Source organism: Acinetobacter shaoyimingii (assembly GCF_011578045.1).
Taxonomy (GTDB): Bacteria; Pseudomonadota; Gammaproteobacteria; order Pseudomonadales; family Moraxellaceae; genus Acinetobacter; species Acinetobacter shaoyimingii.
The window spans coordinates 3,529,721-3,546,584 of sequence record NZ_CP049801.1 but is presented as its reverse complement, the minus strand read 5'-3'; the positions used below and the strand labels follow the sequence as shown (position 1 = coordinate 3,546,584).

9 protein-coding genes, 2 tRNA genes and 3 rRNA genes are annotated in these 16,864 nt (G+C 40.3%); 7 read left to right on the top strand and 7 right to left on the bottom strand.

Annotated elements, in window-relative coordinates; all coding sequences use genetic code 11:
* The first annotated feature begins 319 nt into the window (after nt 1–319).
* The 6 genes from G8E00_RS16170 to rrf all read left to right on the top strand — a co-directional run bounded on the left by G8E00_RS16170 (nt 320) and on the right by rrf (nt 6,807).
* Nucleotides 320–883, top strand: coding sequence for a peptidylprolyl isomerase (locus G8E00_RS16170; protein ID WP_166012797.1), 564 nt, complete (start codon nt 320–322; stop codon nt 881–883).
* 435 nt (nt 884–1,318) lie between these two features.
* Nucleotides 1,319–2,856: ribosomal RNA gene (locus G8E00_RS16165) — 16S ribosomal RNA — on the top strand.
* Nucleotides 2,857–2,917: 61 nt separating this feature from the next.
* A tRNA-Ile gene (locus G8E00_RS16160) sits at nt 2,918–2,994 on the top strand.
* Nucleotides 2,995–3,068: 74 nt separating this feature from the next.
* Nucleotides 3,069–3,144, top strand: a tRNA-Ala gene (locus G8E00_RS16155).
* 472 nt (nt 3,145–3,616) lie between these two features.
* Nucleotides 3,617–6,508, top strand: a 23S ribosomal RNA gene (locus tag G8E00_RS16150).
* A gap of 184 nt (nt 6,509–6,692) precedes the next feature.
* Nucleotides 6,693–6,807 (top strand): 5S ribosomal RNA (gene rrf / locus G8E00_RS16145).
* Together the 16S, 23S and 5S rRNA genes with 2 tRNA genes alongside form the textbook arrangement of a ribosomal RNA operon.
* Nucleotides 6,808–6,914: 107 nt before the next feature.
* Here the strand turns inward: rrf and G8E00_RS16140 are convergent.
* The 7 genes from G8E00_RS16140 to tssH form a co-directional block, all read right to left on the bottom strand.
* Entirely contained in the window at nt 6,915–7,955 is a 1,041-nt protein-coding gene (locus G8E00_RS16140; protein ID WP_166226294.1) for a TauD/TfdA family dioxygenase, read from the bottom strand.
* Nucleotides 7,956–8,074: 119 nt separating this feature from the next.
* Nucleotides 8,075–9,034, bottom strand: coding sequence for a M15 family metallopeptidase (locus G8E00_RS16135; protein ID WP_166012541.1), 960 nt, complete (start codon nt 9,032–9,034; stop codon nt 8,075–8,077).
* Between the two features lie 6 nt (nt 9,035–9,040).
* The gene (locus tag G8E00_RS16130; RefSeq protein WP_166012540.1) at nt 9,041–9,793 is read right to left on the bottom strand and encodes a hypothetical protein; all 753 of its coding nucleotides are present in this window, start codon (nt 9,791–9,793) and stop codon (nt 9,041–9,043) included.
* Between the two features lie 11 nt (nt 9,794–9,804).
* Entirely contained in the window at nt 9,805–10,608 is an 804-nt protein-coding gene (icmH, locus tag G8E00_RS16125) for a type IVB secretion system protein IcmH/DotU (protein ID WP_166012539.1), read from the bottom strand.
* A gap of 11 nt (nt 10,609–10,619) precedes the next feature.
* Nucleotides 10,620–11,984, bottom strand: coding sequence for a type VI secretion system baseplate subunit TssK (gene tssK, locus G8E00_RS16120; protein ID WP_166012538.1), 1,365 nt, complete (start codon nt 11,982–11,984; stop codon nt 10,620–10,622).
* A 6-nt stretch (nt 11,985–11,990) separates the two neighbouring features.
* Entirely contained in the window at nt 11,991–13,121 is a 1,131-nt protein-coding gene (tssA, locus tag G8E00_RS16115) for a type VI secretion system protein TssA (protein ID WP_166012537.1), read from the bottom strand.
* A gap of 25 nt (nt 13,122–13,146) precedes the next feature.
* Entirely contained in the window at nt 13,147–15,834 is a 2,688-nt protein-coding gene (tssH, locus tag G8E00_RS16110; protein WP_166012536.1) for a type VI secretion system ATPase TssH, read from the bottom strand.
* Nucleotides 15,835–16,224: 390 nt separating this feature from the next.
* Here tssH and G8E00_RS16105 point away from each other — a divergent pair, with 390 nt between their 5' ends.
* A complete protein-coding gene (locus G8E00_RS16105) occupies nt 16,225–16,854 on the top strand; it encodes a hypothetical protein (RefSeq protein WP_166226291.1) in 630 nt (209 codons plus the stop codon).
* Nucleotides 16,855–16,864 lie beyond the last annotated feature (10 nt).

The following is a 16,864-nucleotide window of genomic DNA, read 5'->3' as shown; positions in this document are numbered from 1 at the left end:
CTTTTCTTATATTATTGCGATCACTCAAAATGAAGGTTGGTTTCACGTGGAACTTTTTTAACCAACTTTCATTTTATTTTCAGAAAACATGTATGTCTAGAATTGTTAAATCGCTAAGAAACTTTGATTGCTGAACAATATCATAGACCCTATAAAGCTATAGCTAGAAAGTACACATTAAAAAATGATAGTGAAAAATGCATAATCACGCTTTAGAAACCCATTCATACTGAGATATACAGTTAATAAAACGCTATATTAAAATTCAGCTTCAACTCACTATAATGAAAACAACATCACCCATCATTAGAGCAGCTATATGTTAAATAAAGTAGCCTTTGGCTTAGTCATAGCAATTGCGAGTACAAATATCTTGGCAAACACCAATATGCAAATTCTTACATCAAACGGGAAAATAGACATTGAATTGTTTGATGAACAAGCACCAGTCTCAGTAAAGAATTTTAAGAACTACGTTAAAACCAATTTTTACAATGGCACTATTTTTCACCGAGTAATCCCAGGATTTATGATTCAGGGTGGGGGCATGGATGAAAACTTAGTAGAAAAGAAAACTAATCCTCCTATTCGTAATGAAGCCTCTAATGGTCTGAAGAACGATAGAGGGACATTAGCAATGGCAAGAACCAGTGATCCTCATTCAGCAAGCAGTCAATTCTTTATTAATCTTACAAATAATGACTTTTTGAACAAATCTGCTGGTAATGATGGTTATGCAGTGTTTGGTAAAGTCACAAACGGGATGAATATCGTTGATCAGATTGCGAAAGTAAGCACTGGAAGCTATGGTGGGCATCAAAATGTTCCCAAAAAACCAATCAAAATTTTAAGTGTGACGATTAAACCAACAAAGACCAAATAATCCTTTAAAAATAATGCAGAAATTTTAAAAAAAGATTTCTGCTTTTAAATTATATGCTTATGCACACTTTTGAATAAATATGAATCATATTGGTGCATAAAAATAGAACACACAGTAAAACAGTGAGTTAAAAGCGCTTGCAATGATTTAGAAATCCTCTAGAATGCACCCCATACCGACGAGATAGACGGAAACGAACGAAGCACGAAGTGCTGAGTTGTTTGAGTTTATCGAAGTCCAGCTCTTAATACTGACGAAGTGTTAAGAAGATCATTAAGAGATTATGAAGAACAACTTGTGTGGATTTTTACTGGTTGATTGATCGAAATTATTTTCATTGATTGATGGTAGAAATTACTCGAAGTTTATTTGAGAAATTAATGTCAGAAAATTGATGAGCCAAGATTGGCGCCCTTTAAGGCGCTACGAAGTATTAAACTGAAGAGTTTGATCATGGCTCAGATTGAACGCTGGCGGCAGGCTTAACACATGCAAGTCGAGCGGGGGAAGGTAGCTTGCTACCTAACCTAGCGGCGGACGGGTGAGTAATACTTAGGAATCTGCCTATTAGTGGGGGACAACATCTCGAAAGGGATGCTAATACCGCATACGCCCTACGGGGGAAAGCAGGGGATCTTCGGACCTTGCGCTAATAGATGAGCCTAAGTCGGATTAGCTAGTTGGTGGGGTAAAGGCCTACCAAGGCGACGATCTGTAGCGGGTCTGAGAGGATGATCCGCCACACTGGGACTGAGACACGGCCCAGACTCCTACGGGAGGCAGCAGTGGGGAATATTGGACAATGGGGGGAACCCTGATCCAGCCATGCCGCGTGTGTGAAGAAGGCCTTTTGGTTGTAAAGCACTTTAAGCGAGGAGGAGGCTACTTGGATTAATACTCTGAGATAGTGGACGTTACTCGCAGAATAAGCACCGGCTAACTCTGTGCCAGCAGCCGCGGTAATACAGAGGGTGCGAGCGTTAATCGGATTTACTGGGCGTAAAGCGTGCGTAGGTGGCCAATTAAGTCAAATGTGAAATCCCCGAGCTTAACTTGGGAATTGCATTCGATACTGGTTGGCTAGAGTATGGGAGAGGATGGTAGAATTCCAGGTGTAGCGGTGAAATGCGTAGAGATCTGGAGGAATACCGATGGCGAAGGCAGCCATCTGGCCTAATACTGACACTGAGGTACGAAAGCATGGGGAGCAAACAGGATTAGATACCCTGGTAGTCCATGCCGTAAACGATGTCTACTAGCCGTTGGGGCCTTTGAGGCTTTAGTGGCGCAGCTAACGCGATAAGTAGACCGCCTGGGGAGTACGGTCGCAAGACTAAAACTCAAATGAATTGACGGGGGCCCGCACAAGCGGTGGAGCATGTGGTTTAATTCGATGCAACGCGAAGAACCTTACCTGGTCTTGACATAGTAAGAACTTTCCAGAGATGGATTGGTGCCTTCGGGAGCTTACATACAGGTGCTGCATGGCTGTCGTCAGCTCGTGTCGTGAGATGTTGGGTTAAGTCCCGCAACGAGCGCAACCCTTTTCCTTATTTGCCAGCGGGTTAAGCCGGGAACTTTAAGGATACTGCCAGTGACAAACTGGAGGAAGGCGGGGACGACGTCAAGTCATCATGGCCCTTACGACCAGGGCTACACACGTGCTACAATGGTCGGTACAAAGGGTTGCTACCTAGCGATAGGATGCTAATCTCAAAAAGCCGATCGTAGTCCGGATTGGAGTCTGCAACTCGACTCCATGAAGTCGGAATCGCTAGTAATCGCGGATCAGAATGCCGCGGTGAATACGTTCCCGGGCCTTGTACACACCGCCCGTCACACCATGGGAGTTTGTTGCACCAGAAGTAGGTAGTCTAACCGTAAGGAGGACGCTTACCACGGTGTGGCCGATGACTGGGGTGAAGTCGTAACAAGGTAGCCGTAGGGGAACCTGCGGCTGGATCACCTCCTTAACGAAAGATTGACGATTGGTAAGAATCCACAACAAGTTGTTCTTCATGAAGATGTATCTGAGGGTCTGTAGCTCAGTTGGTTAGAGCACACGCTTGATAAGCGTGGGGTCACAAGTTCAAGTCTTGTCAGACCCACCATTCTGACTAACGCAGTATGAAAGTACTGAGGCGAACAGAGCGTAAAGATATATCGAATCTATAGATGATAAGCTGGGGACTTAGCTTAGTTGGTAGAGCGCCTGCTTTGCACGCAGGAGGTCAGGAGTTCGACTCTCCTAGTCTCCACCAGAGTTTCGAAATAACAAAGCAACGCTTTGTCGAAACGCAAGACAAGCAGCTACGCTGCGCGTAGTGTTTGATCATATAAGTACTGCTTTGCGCAGGCTTTAATCGAACGAAGTCGTAGATTATAGAATTTAATAAGAAGTTAGCGTAATATGCGCGTCTTGTTAACTTCTGTGATTTATCACAGTTGACCACGATCTGACGAAGACGTGGTGAATCATTAACAGAATATATTTGAGTTGAAATAATTTGTTCAAACTCATACAAAAGCGGAAACGAAGTAACGCAAGTTATGGAGTTGAAGTGATTGAATGAGAACTAGCGAAATTAACTGAATCAAGCGTTTTGGTATATGAATCTAATTGAAGCTGTATAGTGCTTAAGTGCACAGACGCCAACTGTATGATTGACTAAGAAATTGGTTGATCTGTTGCTTATCCTGCTTGTAGGGATGAACGACTGTTTGGGGTTGTATAGTCAAGTAATTAAGTGCATGTGGTGGATGCCTTGGCAGTCAGAGGCGATGAAAGACGTAATAGCCTGCGATAAGCTTCGGGGAGGCGGCAAATATCCTGTGATCCGAAGATTTCTGAATGGGGAAACCCACCGATCATAAGGTCGGTATCGTATGATGAATACATAGTCATACGAGGCGAACGAGGGGAAGTGAAACATCTCAGTACCCTTAGGAAAAGAAATCAATTGAGATTCCCTCAGTAGCGGCGAGCGAAAGGGGAAAAGCCCATTAAGTCATATCAGCTTTAGTGGAACGCTCTGGGAAGTGCGACCATAGTAGGTGATAGTCCTGTACACGAAAGGGCTGATATGATGATGTCGAGTAGGGCGAGGCACGTGAAACCTTGTCTGAATATGGGGGGACCATCCTCCAAGGCTAAATACTCCTGACTGACCGATAGTGAACCAGTACCGTGAGGGAAAGGCGAAAAGAACCCCTGTGAGGGGAGTGAAATAGATCCTGAAACCGCATGCATACAAGCAGTGGGAGCCGACTTGTTCGGTGACTGCGTACCTTTTGTATAATGGGTCAGCGACTTACATTCAGTAGCAAGGTTAACCGCATAGGGGAGCCGTAGAGAAATCGAGTCTTAATAGGGCGTTTAGTTGCTGGGTGTAGACCCGAAACCAGGCGATCTATCCATGAGCAGGTTGAAGGTTGGGTAACACTAACTGGAGGACCGAACCCACTGTCGTTGAAAAGCCAGGGGATGACTTGTGGATAGGGGTGAAAGGCTAATCAAGCCTGGTGATAGCTGGTTCTCCCCGAAAGCTATTTAGGTAGCGCCTCGGACGAATACCATTGGGGGTAGAGCACTGTTTCGGCTAGGGGGTCATCCCGACTTACCAAACCGATGCAAACTCCGAATACCAATGAGTACTATCCGGGAGACAGACTGCGGGTGCTAACGTCCGTAGTCAAGAGGAAAACAATCCAGACCGCCAGCTAAGGCCCCAAAATCATAGTTAAGTGGGAAACGATGTGGGAAGGCATAGACAGCTAGGAGGTTGGCTTAGAAGCAGCCACCCTTTAAAGAAAGCGTAATAGCTCACTAGTCGAGTCGGCCTGCGCGGAAGATGTAACGGGGCTAAAACTATGTGCCGAAGCTGCGGATTTGCAATTTATTGCAAGTGGTAGGGGAGCGTTCTGTAAGCCGATGAAGGTGGATTGAGAAGTCTGCTGGAGGTATCAGAAGTGCGAATGCTGACGTGAGTAACGACAAAACGAGTGAAAAACTCGTTCGCTGAAAGACCAAGGGTTCCAGTCCAACGTTAATCGGGGCTGGGTGAGTCGACCCCTAAGGCGAGGCCGAAAGGCGTAGTCGATGGGAAATTGGTTAATATTCCAATACTTCTGTGTAATGCGATGAGAGGACGGAGAAGGTTAAGTCAGCCTGGCGATGGTTGTCCAGGTGAAAGGTTGTAGGCATGTATCTTAGGCAAATCCGGGGTACTCTATGCTGAGAACTGATAGCAAGCTAATTTATTAGCGAAGTGGCTGATACCATACTTCCAGGAAAAGTCTCTAAGCTTCAGTTACACAGGAATCGTACCCGAAACCGACACAGGTGGTCAGGTCGAGTAGACCAAAGCGCTTGAGAGAACTCTGCTGAAGGAACTAGGCAAAATGGTACCGTAACTTCGGGAGAAGGTACGCTGTCGACGGTGATTCCCCTTGCGGGATGAGCTATTGACAGCCACAGAAACCAGGCCCCTGCAACTGTTTATTAAAAACATAGCACTCTGCAAACACGAAAGTGGACGTATAGGGTGTGATGCCTGCCCGGTGCTGGAAGGTTAATTGATGGGGTTAGCGTAAGCGAAGCTCTTGATCGAAGCCCCAGTAAACGGCGGCCGTAACTATAACGGTCCTAAGGTAGCGAAATTCCTTGTCGGGTAAGTTCCGACCTGCACGAATGGCATAATGATGGGGGCGCTGTCTCCAGCAGAGACTCAGTGAAATCGAATTCGCCGTGAAGATGCGGTGTACCCGCGGCTAGACGGAAAGACCCCGTGAACCTTTACTGCAGCTTGACATTGAACTTTGATCTTACTTGTGTAGGATAGGTGGGAGGCTTTGAAGTCGCGACGCTAGTTGCGATGGAGCCAATCTTGAAATACCACCCTGGTAATATTGAGGTTCTAACTCTGCTCCATAATCTGGAGCGAGGACCATGTCTGGTGGGTAGTTTGACTGGGGCGGTCTCCTCCTAAAGAGTAACGGAGGAGTACGAAGGTGCGCTCAGCGTGGTCGGAAATCACGCGTAGAGTATAAAGGCAAAAGCGCGCTTAACTGCGAGACCCACAAGTCGAGCAGGTACGAAAGTAGGTCTTAGTGATCCGGTGGTTCTGTATGGAAGGGCCATCGCTCAACGGATAAAAGGTACTCTGGGGATAACAGGCTGATACCGCCCAAGAGTTCATATCGACGGCGGTGTTTGGCACCTCGATGTCGGCTCATCTCATCCTGGGGCTGAAGCAGGTCCCAAGGGTATGGCTGTTCGCCATTTAAAGAGGTACGCGAGCTGGGTTTAGAACGTCGTGAGACAGTTCGGTCCCTATCTACCGTGGGCGTTGGAAATTTGAGAGGATCTGCTCCTAGTACGAGAGGACCAGAGTGGACGAACCTCTGGTGTACCGGTTGTGACGCCAGTCGCATCGCCGGGTAGCTATGTTCGGAAGGGATAACCGCTGAAAGCATCTAAGCGGGAAGCCTACCTCAAGATAAGATTTCCCAAGGACTATATGTCCTCTAAAGAGCCGTTGAAGACTACAACGTTGATAGGTTGGATGTGGAAGCATAGTGATATGTGAAGCTGACCAATACTAATTACTCGTGAGGCTTGACTATACAACACCCAAACAGTTGTTGTATAAAGCTCGATTGATTCGAAATCAAACTGATCAAACTTGATTTAGTTAAATAAACCGCTAAACTGAACGAATTAAACAAACTCAAGTATCTCTGTTAATCACTCATTTGGAAAAACACTTAGCATAAAGGTAAGACTAAGCGAGTATCCATAAACAGTTGTGCTGGCGACAATAGCAAGAGTGAACCACCTGATCCCTTCCCGAACTCAGAAGTGAAACCTCTTCGCGCTGATGGTAGTGTGGCGTTTGCCATGTGAGAGTAAGTCATCGCCAGCTCATTATTCGAAATCCCCCTCCGCAAATAGCAGAGGGGGATTTTTTTATGCGTGGGAAAAGTTATTGCTGAAAATTTATTCTATATGTGCAAATAAAGAATGAAGCTTTCAGCCTACAGCATATTTGTTTGCGTCAAAGGAGTTGGCTTGTATTTGAATCAATTTCCTGTTTCCTTGCTCACCATTCATACGCCAATGTGCGATTTTAATGTTATCGACCAATGCAAAATCACCTTTTTCCCATTCTAGAAGCAAGGCATCTTTATACATAGCATCAAAAAATTCTTGTTTTTCAGTATCTGTCCATTCAATGGATTTTCCATTAGCATTAAAAATTTCCCAATTAAGTTGCATACCGTCTGCAGTCGAATCAATTTCAATATTTCCTCGATCAGCAAAGCTCTTTTGGGCTGCTTTATAGACATATGGATTGGTATTATGTGCAAAAGCCCAGGGCTGAATCACCTGCTGTTGTGTTTCTGGGTGAATAACCACCAATGGTGATGGACTAAGTGTTAATTTGGCACGTTTATTTGGAAGAACATCAATTTGAAAAGGGCTTTTTTTCAATAGAACTTTATCAAAAATATTCACTTTTCTTCCAGATAAATAATAAAAGTGATTCCAAGCATGTAAATATTTATCTTTTAAATGATGAGGAAAACTGCGCCATACTTTTTCTAAATTATTAAATCCTGTTTCAGCTAAATAATGAGAAGGTTCTTGGCAGAACAACGCAATATAACGTGAACGTTCTGATCTAATGCCTCCTTCAACATGTGGACCTTGTACTGAGTTTTCTACAGGACCTAATTGGACCGTATTACGGCCTAAGTAACGTCTGTAATCACCTGCACCCAGTAGATTTTCACTATATTTTCTGATCCAACTTGCAATAAAGCCTGGTAAATTTGGATTAAATGCATTCCATGGAGAAAACCCTAAATCATTTTCGACAATTTTCTGAAAATTATCTTTATTTTCAATTTTAAATCCTCGAAAAATTAAAATACCGTATTCATGTAATTGTTTGAGTATTTGTTGCCTATTGTTTCGAATATACTCGCTGAGCTCTTGATATGAATTTTGGTTGGGATTTGCTAAAAAAAGCTGAGTAAAATCATTTATATTTTGGTTTTTTAATTGCATAGTCTCTTCTCTTAATACGCTAAAAATAATAGAATATTAAAATAATTGGATATGACTTTATTTTGCATGAACTGGCTAAGCCAAGCCTGACACTTTTGTAAGAATTGGTAGTGATATGATTAATGAATATTATTGGCCATTAAGCCTTGGTTTTGTGCTTCTGCAATTAATCTTTCAGCAGATTCTCTATTTTTTCGCAATCCTGGCATACGGAATTCCGTATGACCATAGTCATGAATACGTGTCCAACGTCCACCCCACGTTAAGCCAACAGATTCAGCCGTTTCACCATAGAGTTGATAGCCACGCATTGCCCACGGGTCACGTTCTGAAATCACGACTTTGCCATTTCGTTTAAAAGCGACATCAGCTGCTAAACCAAATTGGTGATAACTTTGAAAAGCTTTTGCCAAGGTTGTTGCTGTATTGCCTGATAAGCGTGTTTGGCGTTCAGGGCTTCGGTAACCTTCAAGAAGGACCATTTCATAGCCATGGCGTTCTTTCATGATTTTAAATACCATGAGTAAGCGTTGTTTATAACTTGGATGCATCTTGTCCCATTTTCTATCAATTAAATTGGTTTCAAATGCATGGCTTTTTTGATCTGCTTCTTGTCCATCAAACACCGTATTGACTGGTTGACTTGGTATAGTAGGATCTTGATCTATTTCAGCTAAAATTGCGGCTTGTACTAGAGACTCCTCAACAGGAGGTGGTGGAGAGAGCAGATCTCCGTTTAACAAATTATAAATTTGAGGGTCATTTGCTCTTAAATAATTTGCTTCAACTCTTGTTGGCGCAACATGTAAGCTATATGCAAAGAATAAAATACTACTTAACAATAGGATGCCAGCAAATAGAATCCACCATTGTTGTAAATGCCAATGTGATTGTGTTTGATCGATTGAAGCGGCTTGATTGACTTCATAAGCAAACTTTCGTGCAGATATGAGTTTTTCTTTACTCTTAGGCAGTAAATTTTTATAAAAATTAGAACATTTTTCACGTAGTTCATAAGACATCATCAATGCTAGAATCGGCACCATGATGATGAAACTTATGATTAGAAATGCGATCACAATAAATTATTCTTTTTCTTGAGTTTTTTCTTTGACGATTTCTGGCTCTTTAGGTGTGGTGGTTTCTTTAGCTACACTAGTCTCTTTTACTGATTTAGTGACTTGAATTTTTACACTTGCTTCTGGACCCGGTTCTTCAATTTTTGAGTCTTTTGTTTCAAGCTTTTTTTGCGCTGCTGGAGTACTTGTTGCTGATATAGCAGCCTGCTGCAATTTTGCATCAGTTGTATTTATGGTACTTGCTTTTGCTACTGGTGTGGATTTAGCTGGTGCAACTTTAATGAGTGGATTTTTATTTGGATCTACAATTTGGGTCGCATTGGGCTTTTGCTCACTGGTAATGTGATCAAATGGATTGCTTGACTCGGGCTTTTTCTCTACAACAGCAACTTGAGTCGGTTGTTTATGTTTAAAAATATTGGTGATTTCATTTAATTTTGGCTGCGGATGATGAATGTCTTCATCAGGTTTATTTTCTTGTTCTTCAGAATCTATGTGCTTAGAAATTTCAGACTTTTCAGCAGCTGGTTTATGCTGATTTTGGGCAAGGAGTTCCTTATCTTCAGCATTTATATTTTGATTCACTTCTTGTGGAATGATTTGATCTGGATTTTTGTTCAAAAATGCAAAAAGTAACCCTGATATGACAAGTACACCGATGACCAGTGCTGAAATACCGATAAACACTTTCGATTTTGGCTTTTGAGGTTTTTTATTCGGCTGTAAAACACGAATTACTTTTTGCTTTTCTTGTGCCATGTTTTTATTCTTTATGGTAGGTGAATGGTGATATGCGCTTGTTCTGCAGGAGCACTAATCACATTCTGATATTTGGATAAAGCAGCTTTGTCCTGCTGGCTCAACATGTATCGCAGTCCTGAGAATGCGAGTACAGCAAATAACAATAAGAATAATAAAATCCAAGTAAATGGTAGCTCTCGATGAATAATATTTTTAATTTGATCTGGTAATGCTGCAAAAGGTGAAAAAGCCGTCTTTTTACCTTTTAAGAAATCAATTTCATCGCCTACACGAGCTACCAAATGGTTCAGACTTTCAACAGATTCAAGTCGATATTTACCTTGGAAACCAAGTAATAAGCAATAATGAAAGACTTCCAATGCCGCAAGTCTTTCTTTGCCACGACTTCGAATATGCTCTAAAGTGTCAAAAAAACGATAGCCTGCAAGTTGGGAACCAAATAAGCTCAACTGTAATGGGCTAATTAACCATGAGTTTTGTAAGTGAAAATAGCTAGGATCTTGTTGAGTAACAATGGTCTCATCTAATAATGCACAGTACGCATATTTTGCATCATGAATATCATCTGCGGAGAATTGTAATTTTTTCGCTTGTTGTTCAAAACGATTGAGTTGATCCAAAATTTTTTCACGAAATTGATCGACATTTTCAGGAACATATTGGTTTCGAATCAGGAATACGATGTAAAAACCATCATGCAGTAAATCAACCAAAGTCGATGCTTGGGATGAAATGCCTGAAGTTTGTGTTTTCGATCCTGTACCAATTTGACCATCATCAAATAGGGAAGGAGCGCCATTTGGTAAATTCATCATGTTCTCCTTTATGCATTCATCACTGCGATAAGTTCAATCGTAATATCTTGGAAACCTGATGGAACATAAATACAAATCGTTTCCGAATCTAGCATGCGTTGATATAACTCGTGATGGGGTTCTATTTCAAAATAACTCACACCTGAACGAACTGGAATTGCCGTTGGAACTTGCATCAAATGATGTATTGGAATAGCAGGTAAAGCGGATACCACACGCTGCTCAACATCGACAGTTGTACCGACTTTGAAACGTAGCGGAACGATTTGAATCAACTCATGAGTTGGCATAATGCTGCTTGAAATCGCAATATATAAACGAGATTCACGGGTAATTTTGTCTGACTCAAGACCACCAACCCAGTAAGAAGGACGAATTTCTTTCAATGCAATATTAATGTAACGGCTAGAAATGATCGTATCGAGTAGATCTCGTAAAATAATATCGAGCTGAGAAAAGCTTTCTTGCAAATTGTGATGGTTATACCGTGGTAGTTGATCCACTTCATAGGCGGTGGAAAATGTAAGCAATGAACCTGTTAGACGTAATAATTCAAAATACAGGCGCTCAGGATGAATCTGAGGATTTTGTAGCAAATGCCCAAGAGTTGCATGTGCTGTATTTAAGGCATTTACTAACCAAAACGACACAATATCTCCTGAACGGAACTCAATCAATTTCTGTTCATTTTCACGGTTATTGGTTTGAATGGTTTTGATTTTTGCCTTAATCACATTCAGTGTTCTTTTTAGATTACTCATTAAAGAATCACAGGATTCAATATTTAAAATGGGTGGAATAAAGCGATGATCGAGCTCAAATGAACCAGAGCTATGGCGTTTTATTTTTCCAATAGGTAAATAAAGAAAGCCATCTAAATCATGGTTTGGATCAATCTCTGATTCGATTAATTTAATTTCCGCACGACGACGCAATAGTGTAATCTCAGCAGGCGTCGCATCTGTAAATAAGTCATGTGTTTCAGTTAGATACGAATGATAACGGCTGGGCTGGGTTGCTTGCTCATAAGCCACATTTTTCTTATTGGGCTGTAAAATAGGAAGTGCCAAATAAATGGTCATTTCACCACGTAGATTTAAATCATCGAGTTGTACAGGTTCAGGTAACAAATCGCGAGATGGTGCGGCATAAATTTCCCCGTCTTGCCACATCATGTTGACGTGCTCAAGGGCAAGCACGTGTGTACCCAATTGAGTTTCATCAAATTTAAGACTTTCCACACCATAAGAAAATGGAATCGTCGAACGAATGGTGTGATTTAAACGCTGTTCGTGATACGTATCTTGTATTTGAAAGTGTTGCGGCCTTAAAAATAAACCTTCACCCCAAAGTATTTTTTCCGCTTTAAACATGAATAATTACCAGTCGTTTGATTCGTTAGAAGAAGTTTGAACGCCCAAGAGCTCTTGAACAGATTCCAAAGGATTATCGTTTTTAATCACTTGAGCCAACCATTCATGTAATGGCATATGGCTCCATTTGATTGTTTTTTGCAACATATAGCTCACAGGGCTATGTGGTTCATTTGCTTGAAAATAATCTGCAATTTCTTGAAGTACTTTCATGGCTTGTTCACGGTTTTGCAAATGACTCTGAGGCTGTGGCTGAAATGATTGTTGGCTTTGATTATTCATTGTAGTTGCCAAATTTTGTGAAATTTCAGGTTGAGTTTTAGAGTTCGCATTTTCTACAGGTGTTGAACTTACAGAGGATGTTGAAGATGCTGCATTAGCGGAGTCAAAAGCATCCGCTTTATATATTTTGCGCAAGGTTTTATTGATGCTGTCTAGCTGTGAATCTATGGCAGCGAAACTCGGTGCTTCAAGTTCCATAAGCTGATCCAATACCTGCTTCAAAACATCCCAATGTTCCAATATTTCAATAAAATGCTGATAGTTTTGAAATTGAAAACTCTTTGAAGTATTAAATAATGCTTGATCAAATTCTTCCATTTCTGTCGAAATATTACTGGTTGAATCTTCAGCATTTTTTAAACGAACATTTTGTTGATGCAAAATCTTTTCATAATCGAAGATCGAGTAAAAAGGTTGTACATTTAACAATGGTACTTTTTTGATTAAAGTGGGAACTTGATTGGCTAAACCTTGTAATAATCCAAGACGTTGATCTAAATCATCATCTTCGATTTCAGGATGTATTTTTAACCAATATTGATCCAGCATACGACAAGAAAGCTCTAAACCCCGAGCAATCCCTTCAAAGCCGTACAAATTTCCCCAAGCTTCACTAATCCACGTCAAAAGACGAATATCTTTAGTTTTATCCTTCAATAAAGTTGCTGATTTACTTGCAACAAAGCCCCAATCTGCCTGTTTTGGCTCAGCAACCCAATCCCCAAGATCTAATAACGGATCATCTTCCGTTCGGGCTTTTTTGATCTCATGAAATTCATTAGAGAATGACAAGTCAACTCCACAAATTTCATCTTCAGAGATGGGTTGTAATAATGGTTCGAGTTCCATACTCATAGTCGTTATCTATCTCTTCTATTCATTACGCTTCAGTCTCTTTGATTTTTTTACTAGAGCGTTTTTTTGTGACTTTTGCTTTTTGATCTGGATCTAATTGATAAATAATGTCGTTGTCTTTACTGTCAATTTTAATCAATTTTGGAAGTTTGTGATCAGCTAATGCCATTAAAATATGGGTTGCTAATTCTGGTAATACAGAAGAATTCAGAATGTTATCAACATTACGAGCACCACTGTCTACTTCCGTACAACGACTTAATAATAACTCGACCAGATCATCTGTGTATTCCACTTTTGTTTGATACTGTTTTTCAAGACGAGCTGTAATTTTTCCAATCTTATGGTGAATAATACGCACCAACAAATCATCATGTAAAGGGAAGTATGGAACAATTCGCATACGACCTAAAAATGCAGGTTTAAATTGCTTGTATAAACTTGGTTTGAGTTGTTCAAGTAATTCTTCAGCATTTGGCCATTCTTCAACTGGATGTTGAAGGCAGGCTTGCATAATGGTGCTTGAACCAGCATTTGAAGTGAGCAAGATCGTGGTGTTTTTAAAATCGATCACACGACCTTCACCATCTTCTAAAGTGCCTTTGTCAAAGACTTGATAGAATAGCTCTTGAACATCGGAATGTGCTTTTTCAATTTCATCCAAAAGGACAACACTATAAGGATTACGACGAACAGCCTCAGTCAACACGCCGCCTTGACCATAGCCCACATAACCTGGAGGTGCACCTTTTAAAGATGAAACGGTGTGAGCCTCTTGATATTCAGACATGTTGATGGTGATCAGATGAGACTCACCACCATACAGCTCATTGGCTAGTGCTAATGCTGTTTCAGTTTTACCGACACCACTTGGACCAACCAACATAAACACACCTTGTGGTTTATTCGGATCTTCAAGTTTAGCCTTAGATGTTTTAATGCCTTGAACCAATTGATGTAGGGCATAGTCTTGCCCCATCACGCGTTGTTCAAGTTTTTCTTCTAAGGTGAGAATCTGTTTAATTTCATCATTGACCATTTTACCCACTGGAATACCAGTCCAATCAGAAATAATCTCGTTGATGATATGTGCATTTACACGTTCAAAAACCAAAGGATTTTGACCTTGTAGCGCATTTAATTCTTCACGAATTTTCGTCAATGCTTGCTGTTGCTTATCTTGATCAGTTTGTTCTTGGGTTTCTAAGTCTTTAATTTTTTGAACCAGACCCAGTTCTTTTTTCCATTGCGCTTCAGTTTCTTTAATTTCTGATTCTAAATTTTGAATGGTTTCTTTTAAGTTCTTTAAACGTTCATCATGAATTGGGAAATGCAGTTGCTCATTTTCCAAAATGCTTAATTCAAGATTTAAGTTATGCTGTTGAGCTTTTAACTGATCCAATTTAACTGGCTGAGCGTTTTGCGTTAAAGCAACACGAGCTGCTGCAGTATCTAAAACACTAATGGCTTTATCAGGCAGTTGGCGACCTGTAATGTAACGATGCGATGAATGTACTGCAGTAACAATTGCTTCATCATCAATTTTCAAATTGAAATGATTGGCCATGACTGGAATCATAGCGCGAAGCATGTCGATTGCGACTTCTTCTGTCGGTTCTTCAACTTTAACCACTTGGAAACGGCGACTGAGTGCAGCATCTTTTTCAAAATATTGTTTATATTCAGCCCATGTGGTGGCAGCAATAGTACGTAATTCACCACGAGCCAGTGCTGGTTTTAACAGGTTGGCTGCATCATTTTGACCTGCTTGTCCACCAGCACCAATCAGCGTATGTGCTTCATCAATAAAGATAATAATCGGATGAGCAGAGCTTTGTACTTCTTTGATCACTTGTTTTAAACGGTTTTCAAATTCACCTTTAACACTTGCACCTGCTTGTAATAAGCCCATATCAAGGACATGAACATGCACATTTTTTAAGGCATCTGGCACTTCATTATTGGCAATTTTTAGGGCCAAACCTTCAACCACGGCGGTTTTACCTACACCAGGTTCACCTGTCAAAATCGGATTGTTCTGACGACGACGCATTAAAATATCGAGCATCAATCGAATTTCAAACTCACGACCGATGACAGGATCTATACCACCTTTTTTTGCTTTTTCAGTTAAATTAATCGTGTATTGATCAAGCGCAGGTGTTTTTATTGCAGCAGCATCAGTGTTCTGTTGTGCGGCTTCTGTTTCTGTACTTTCCTGTGCGACTTCATCAGATTGTTGTTCACTACTTTGACTACACAATTCGAGGAATTTGTGTTTCATGGTATCAATTGGGAACAGGTCAAAGAGGCTCGAAGCACGAATCGCAATTTGATATAGATCTGGTGCTGTTAAAAATGCAACCAATAAATGACCACTGCGAATCACTGGATTTTGTTCAGCAGATGCCAACAGCCAAGCTTGTTCAAGTAAGCGAACAATAGATTTAGCAAAAATAGGTGTTCTGGAATTCCCCTTAGGCAAATGTGAAATGGTTTCTTTCAAATCATCGATCAGGCCATCTTTCGAAATTTTGTATTTCTCTAATAAAATTTGCAGATCATTTTTTTGTTTTTGATTTAATAACTCATAGAATAGATGTTCTATTTCTATTTCATAATTTTGCTGATTAATACAAAAATTAGCAGATTTTTCTAATGCCGTGCGAGTCGTCGAAGAAAGTTTTGTAATTAAAATTTTCAAATTATTCATTTAATCTCTCGGTATGCAGTTATATTTTTTACGTTAAATTACAAAATAATTGCATTTAATTATTTAAATCTTCATTAATTTAATCTATAAAATACAAAAACTTATTAAATTTTGGTTAGAATTTGTGTTTATTTATTCTACATAAAAGTATTTGATAACAAAACCGCATTTTGGTATCAATATATGAAATTACCATATTATTTTGTAACTAAAAACGTTAATTGAGTCATGAAAGTGACAAAAAATGGCTTGACGTAGACAATAATTTTTAGTTAAATTTTAACCAAATATAATAGTTATAAAAGTAAAGAAAGCATAATTGGGGTGGGTAAATACAAATGTATTACAAGATCTCATCTTACAATACAGATATTAATAACGAGGTTTATTTTGAAAAAAGGCATTCTAATCACATCATTTTTGTTAACGTCATTGTTCGGCGCAACAGCGCACGCAAGTGAATTAAAAAAATCATGTGTTAAAGACAATCCAATTGTAGCAGGTGAGACTGACCCAACTTTGCTCGGTATTTTTGCACAAGTTTGTGATAAAAAAAATAGCAGCAATAAAAATGCATATTTGGTTCAAGCGGCACAACAATTTCAAAAAATTGGTCGTAATTTAAAAGCATTACAATTGGTCAATCAATTAAACACACAAGGGTTTAATCATTCATCTTTGACTGATGTTAAATTCTTGGCTTCAGTGGCTATTGCAAATCAAGCGGTTAATCAAATTCGCAATCAAGAAGTTCGTTATTTAAATGAAGAAAGCTATGCTGCAGTCACTAAGCTGACGGATGTTGTAAAAAATGCTAGGCCTTTAAGTGTAATTGATGTCAAAGAAGAGCCACCAGCTCGTCAATACGTACCAAAAACAGTTAAACAAAAGCAACCTGCAAAGACTAAAAACACGAAGTCAAACACCACCACTACAAAAACAACCACCACAACTAAATCTCCAGCTTCAAATTCTGGAAACACAGGTGGTGGACGTGTTAGCCCATTTGGTGGTCTTTGAAATTAAATAA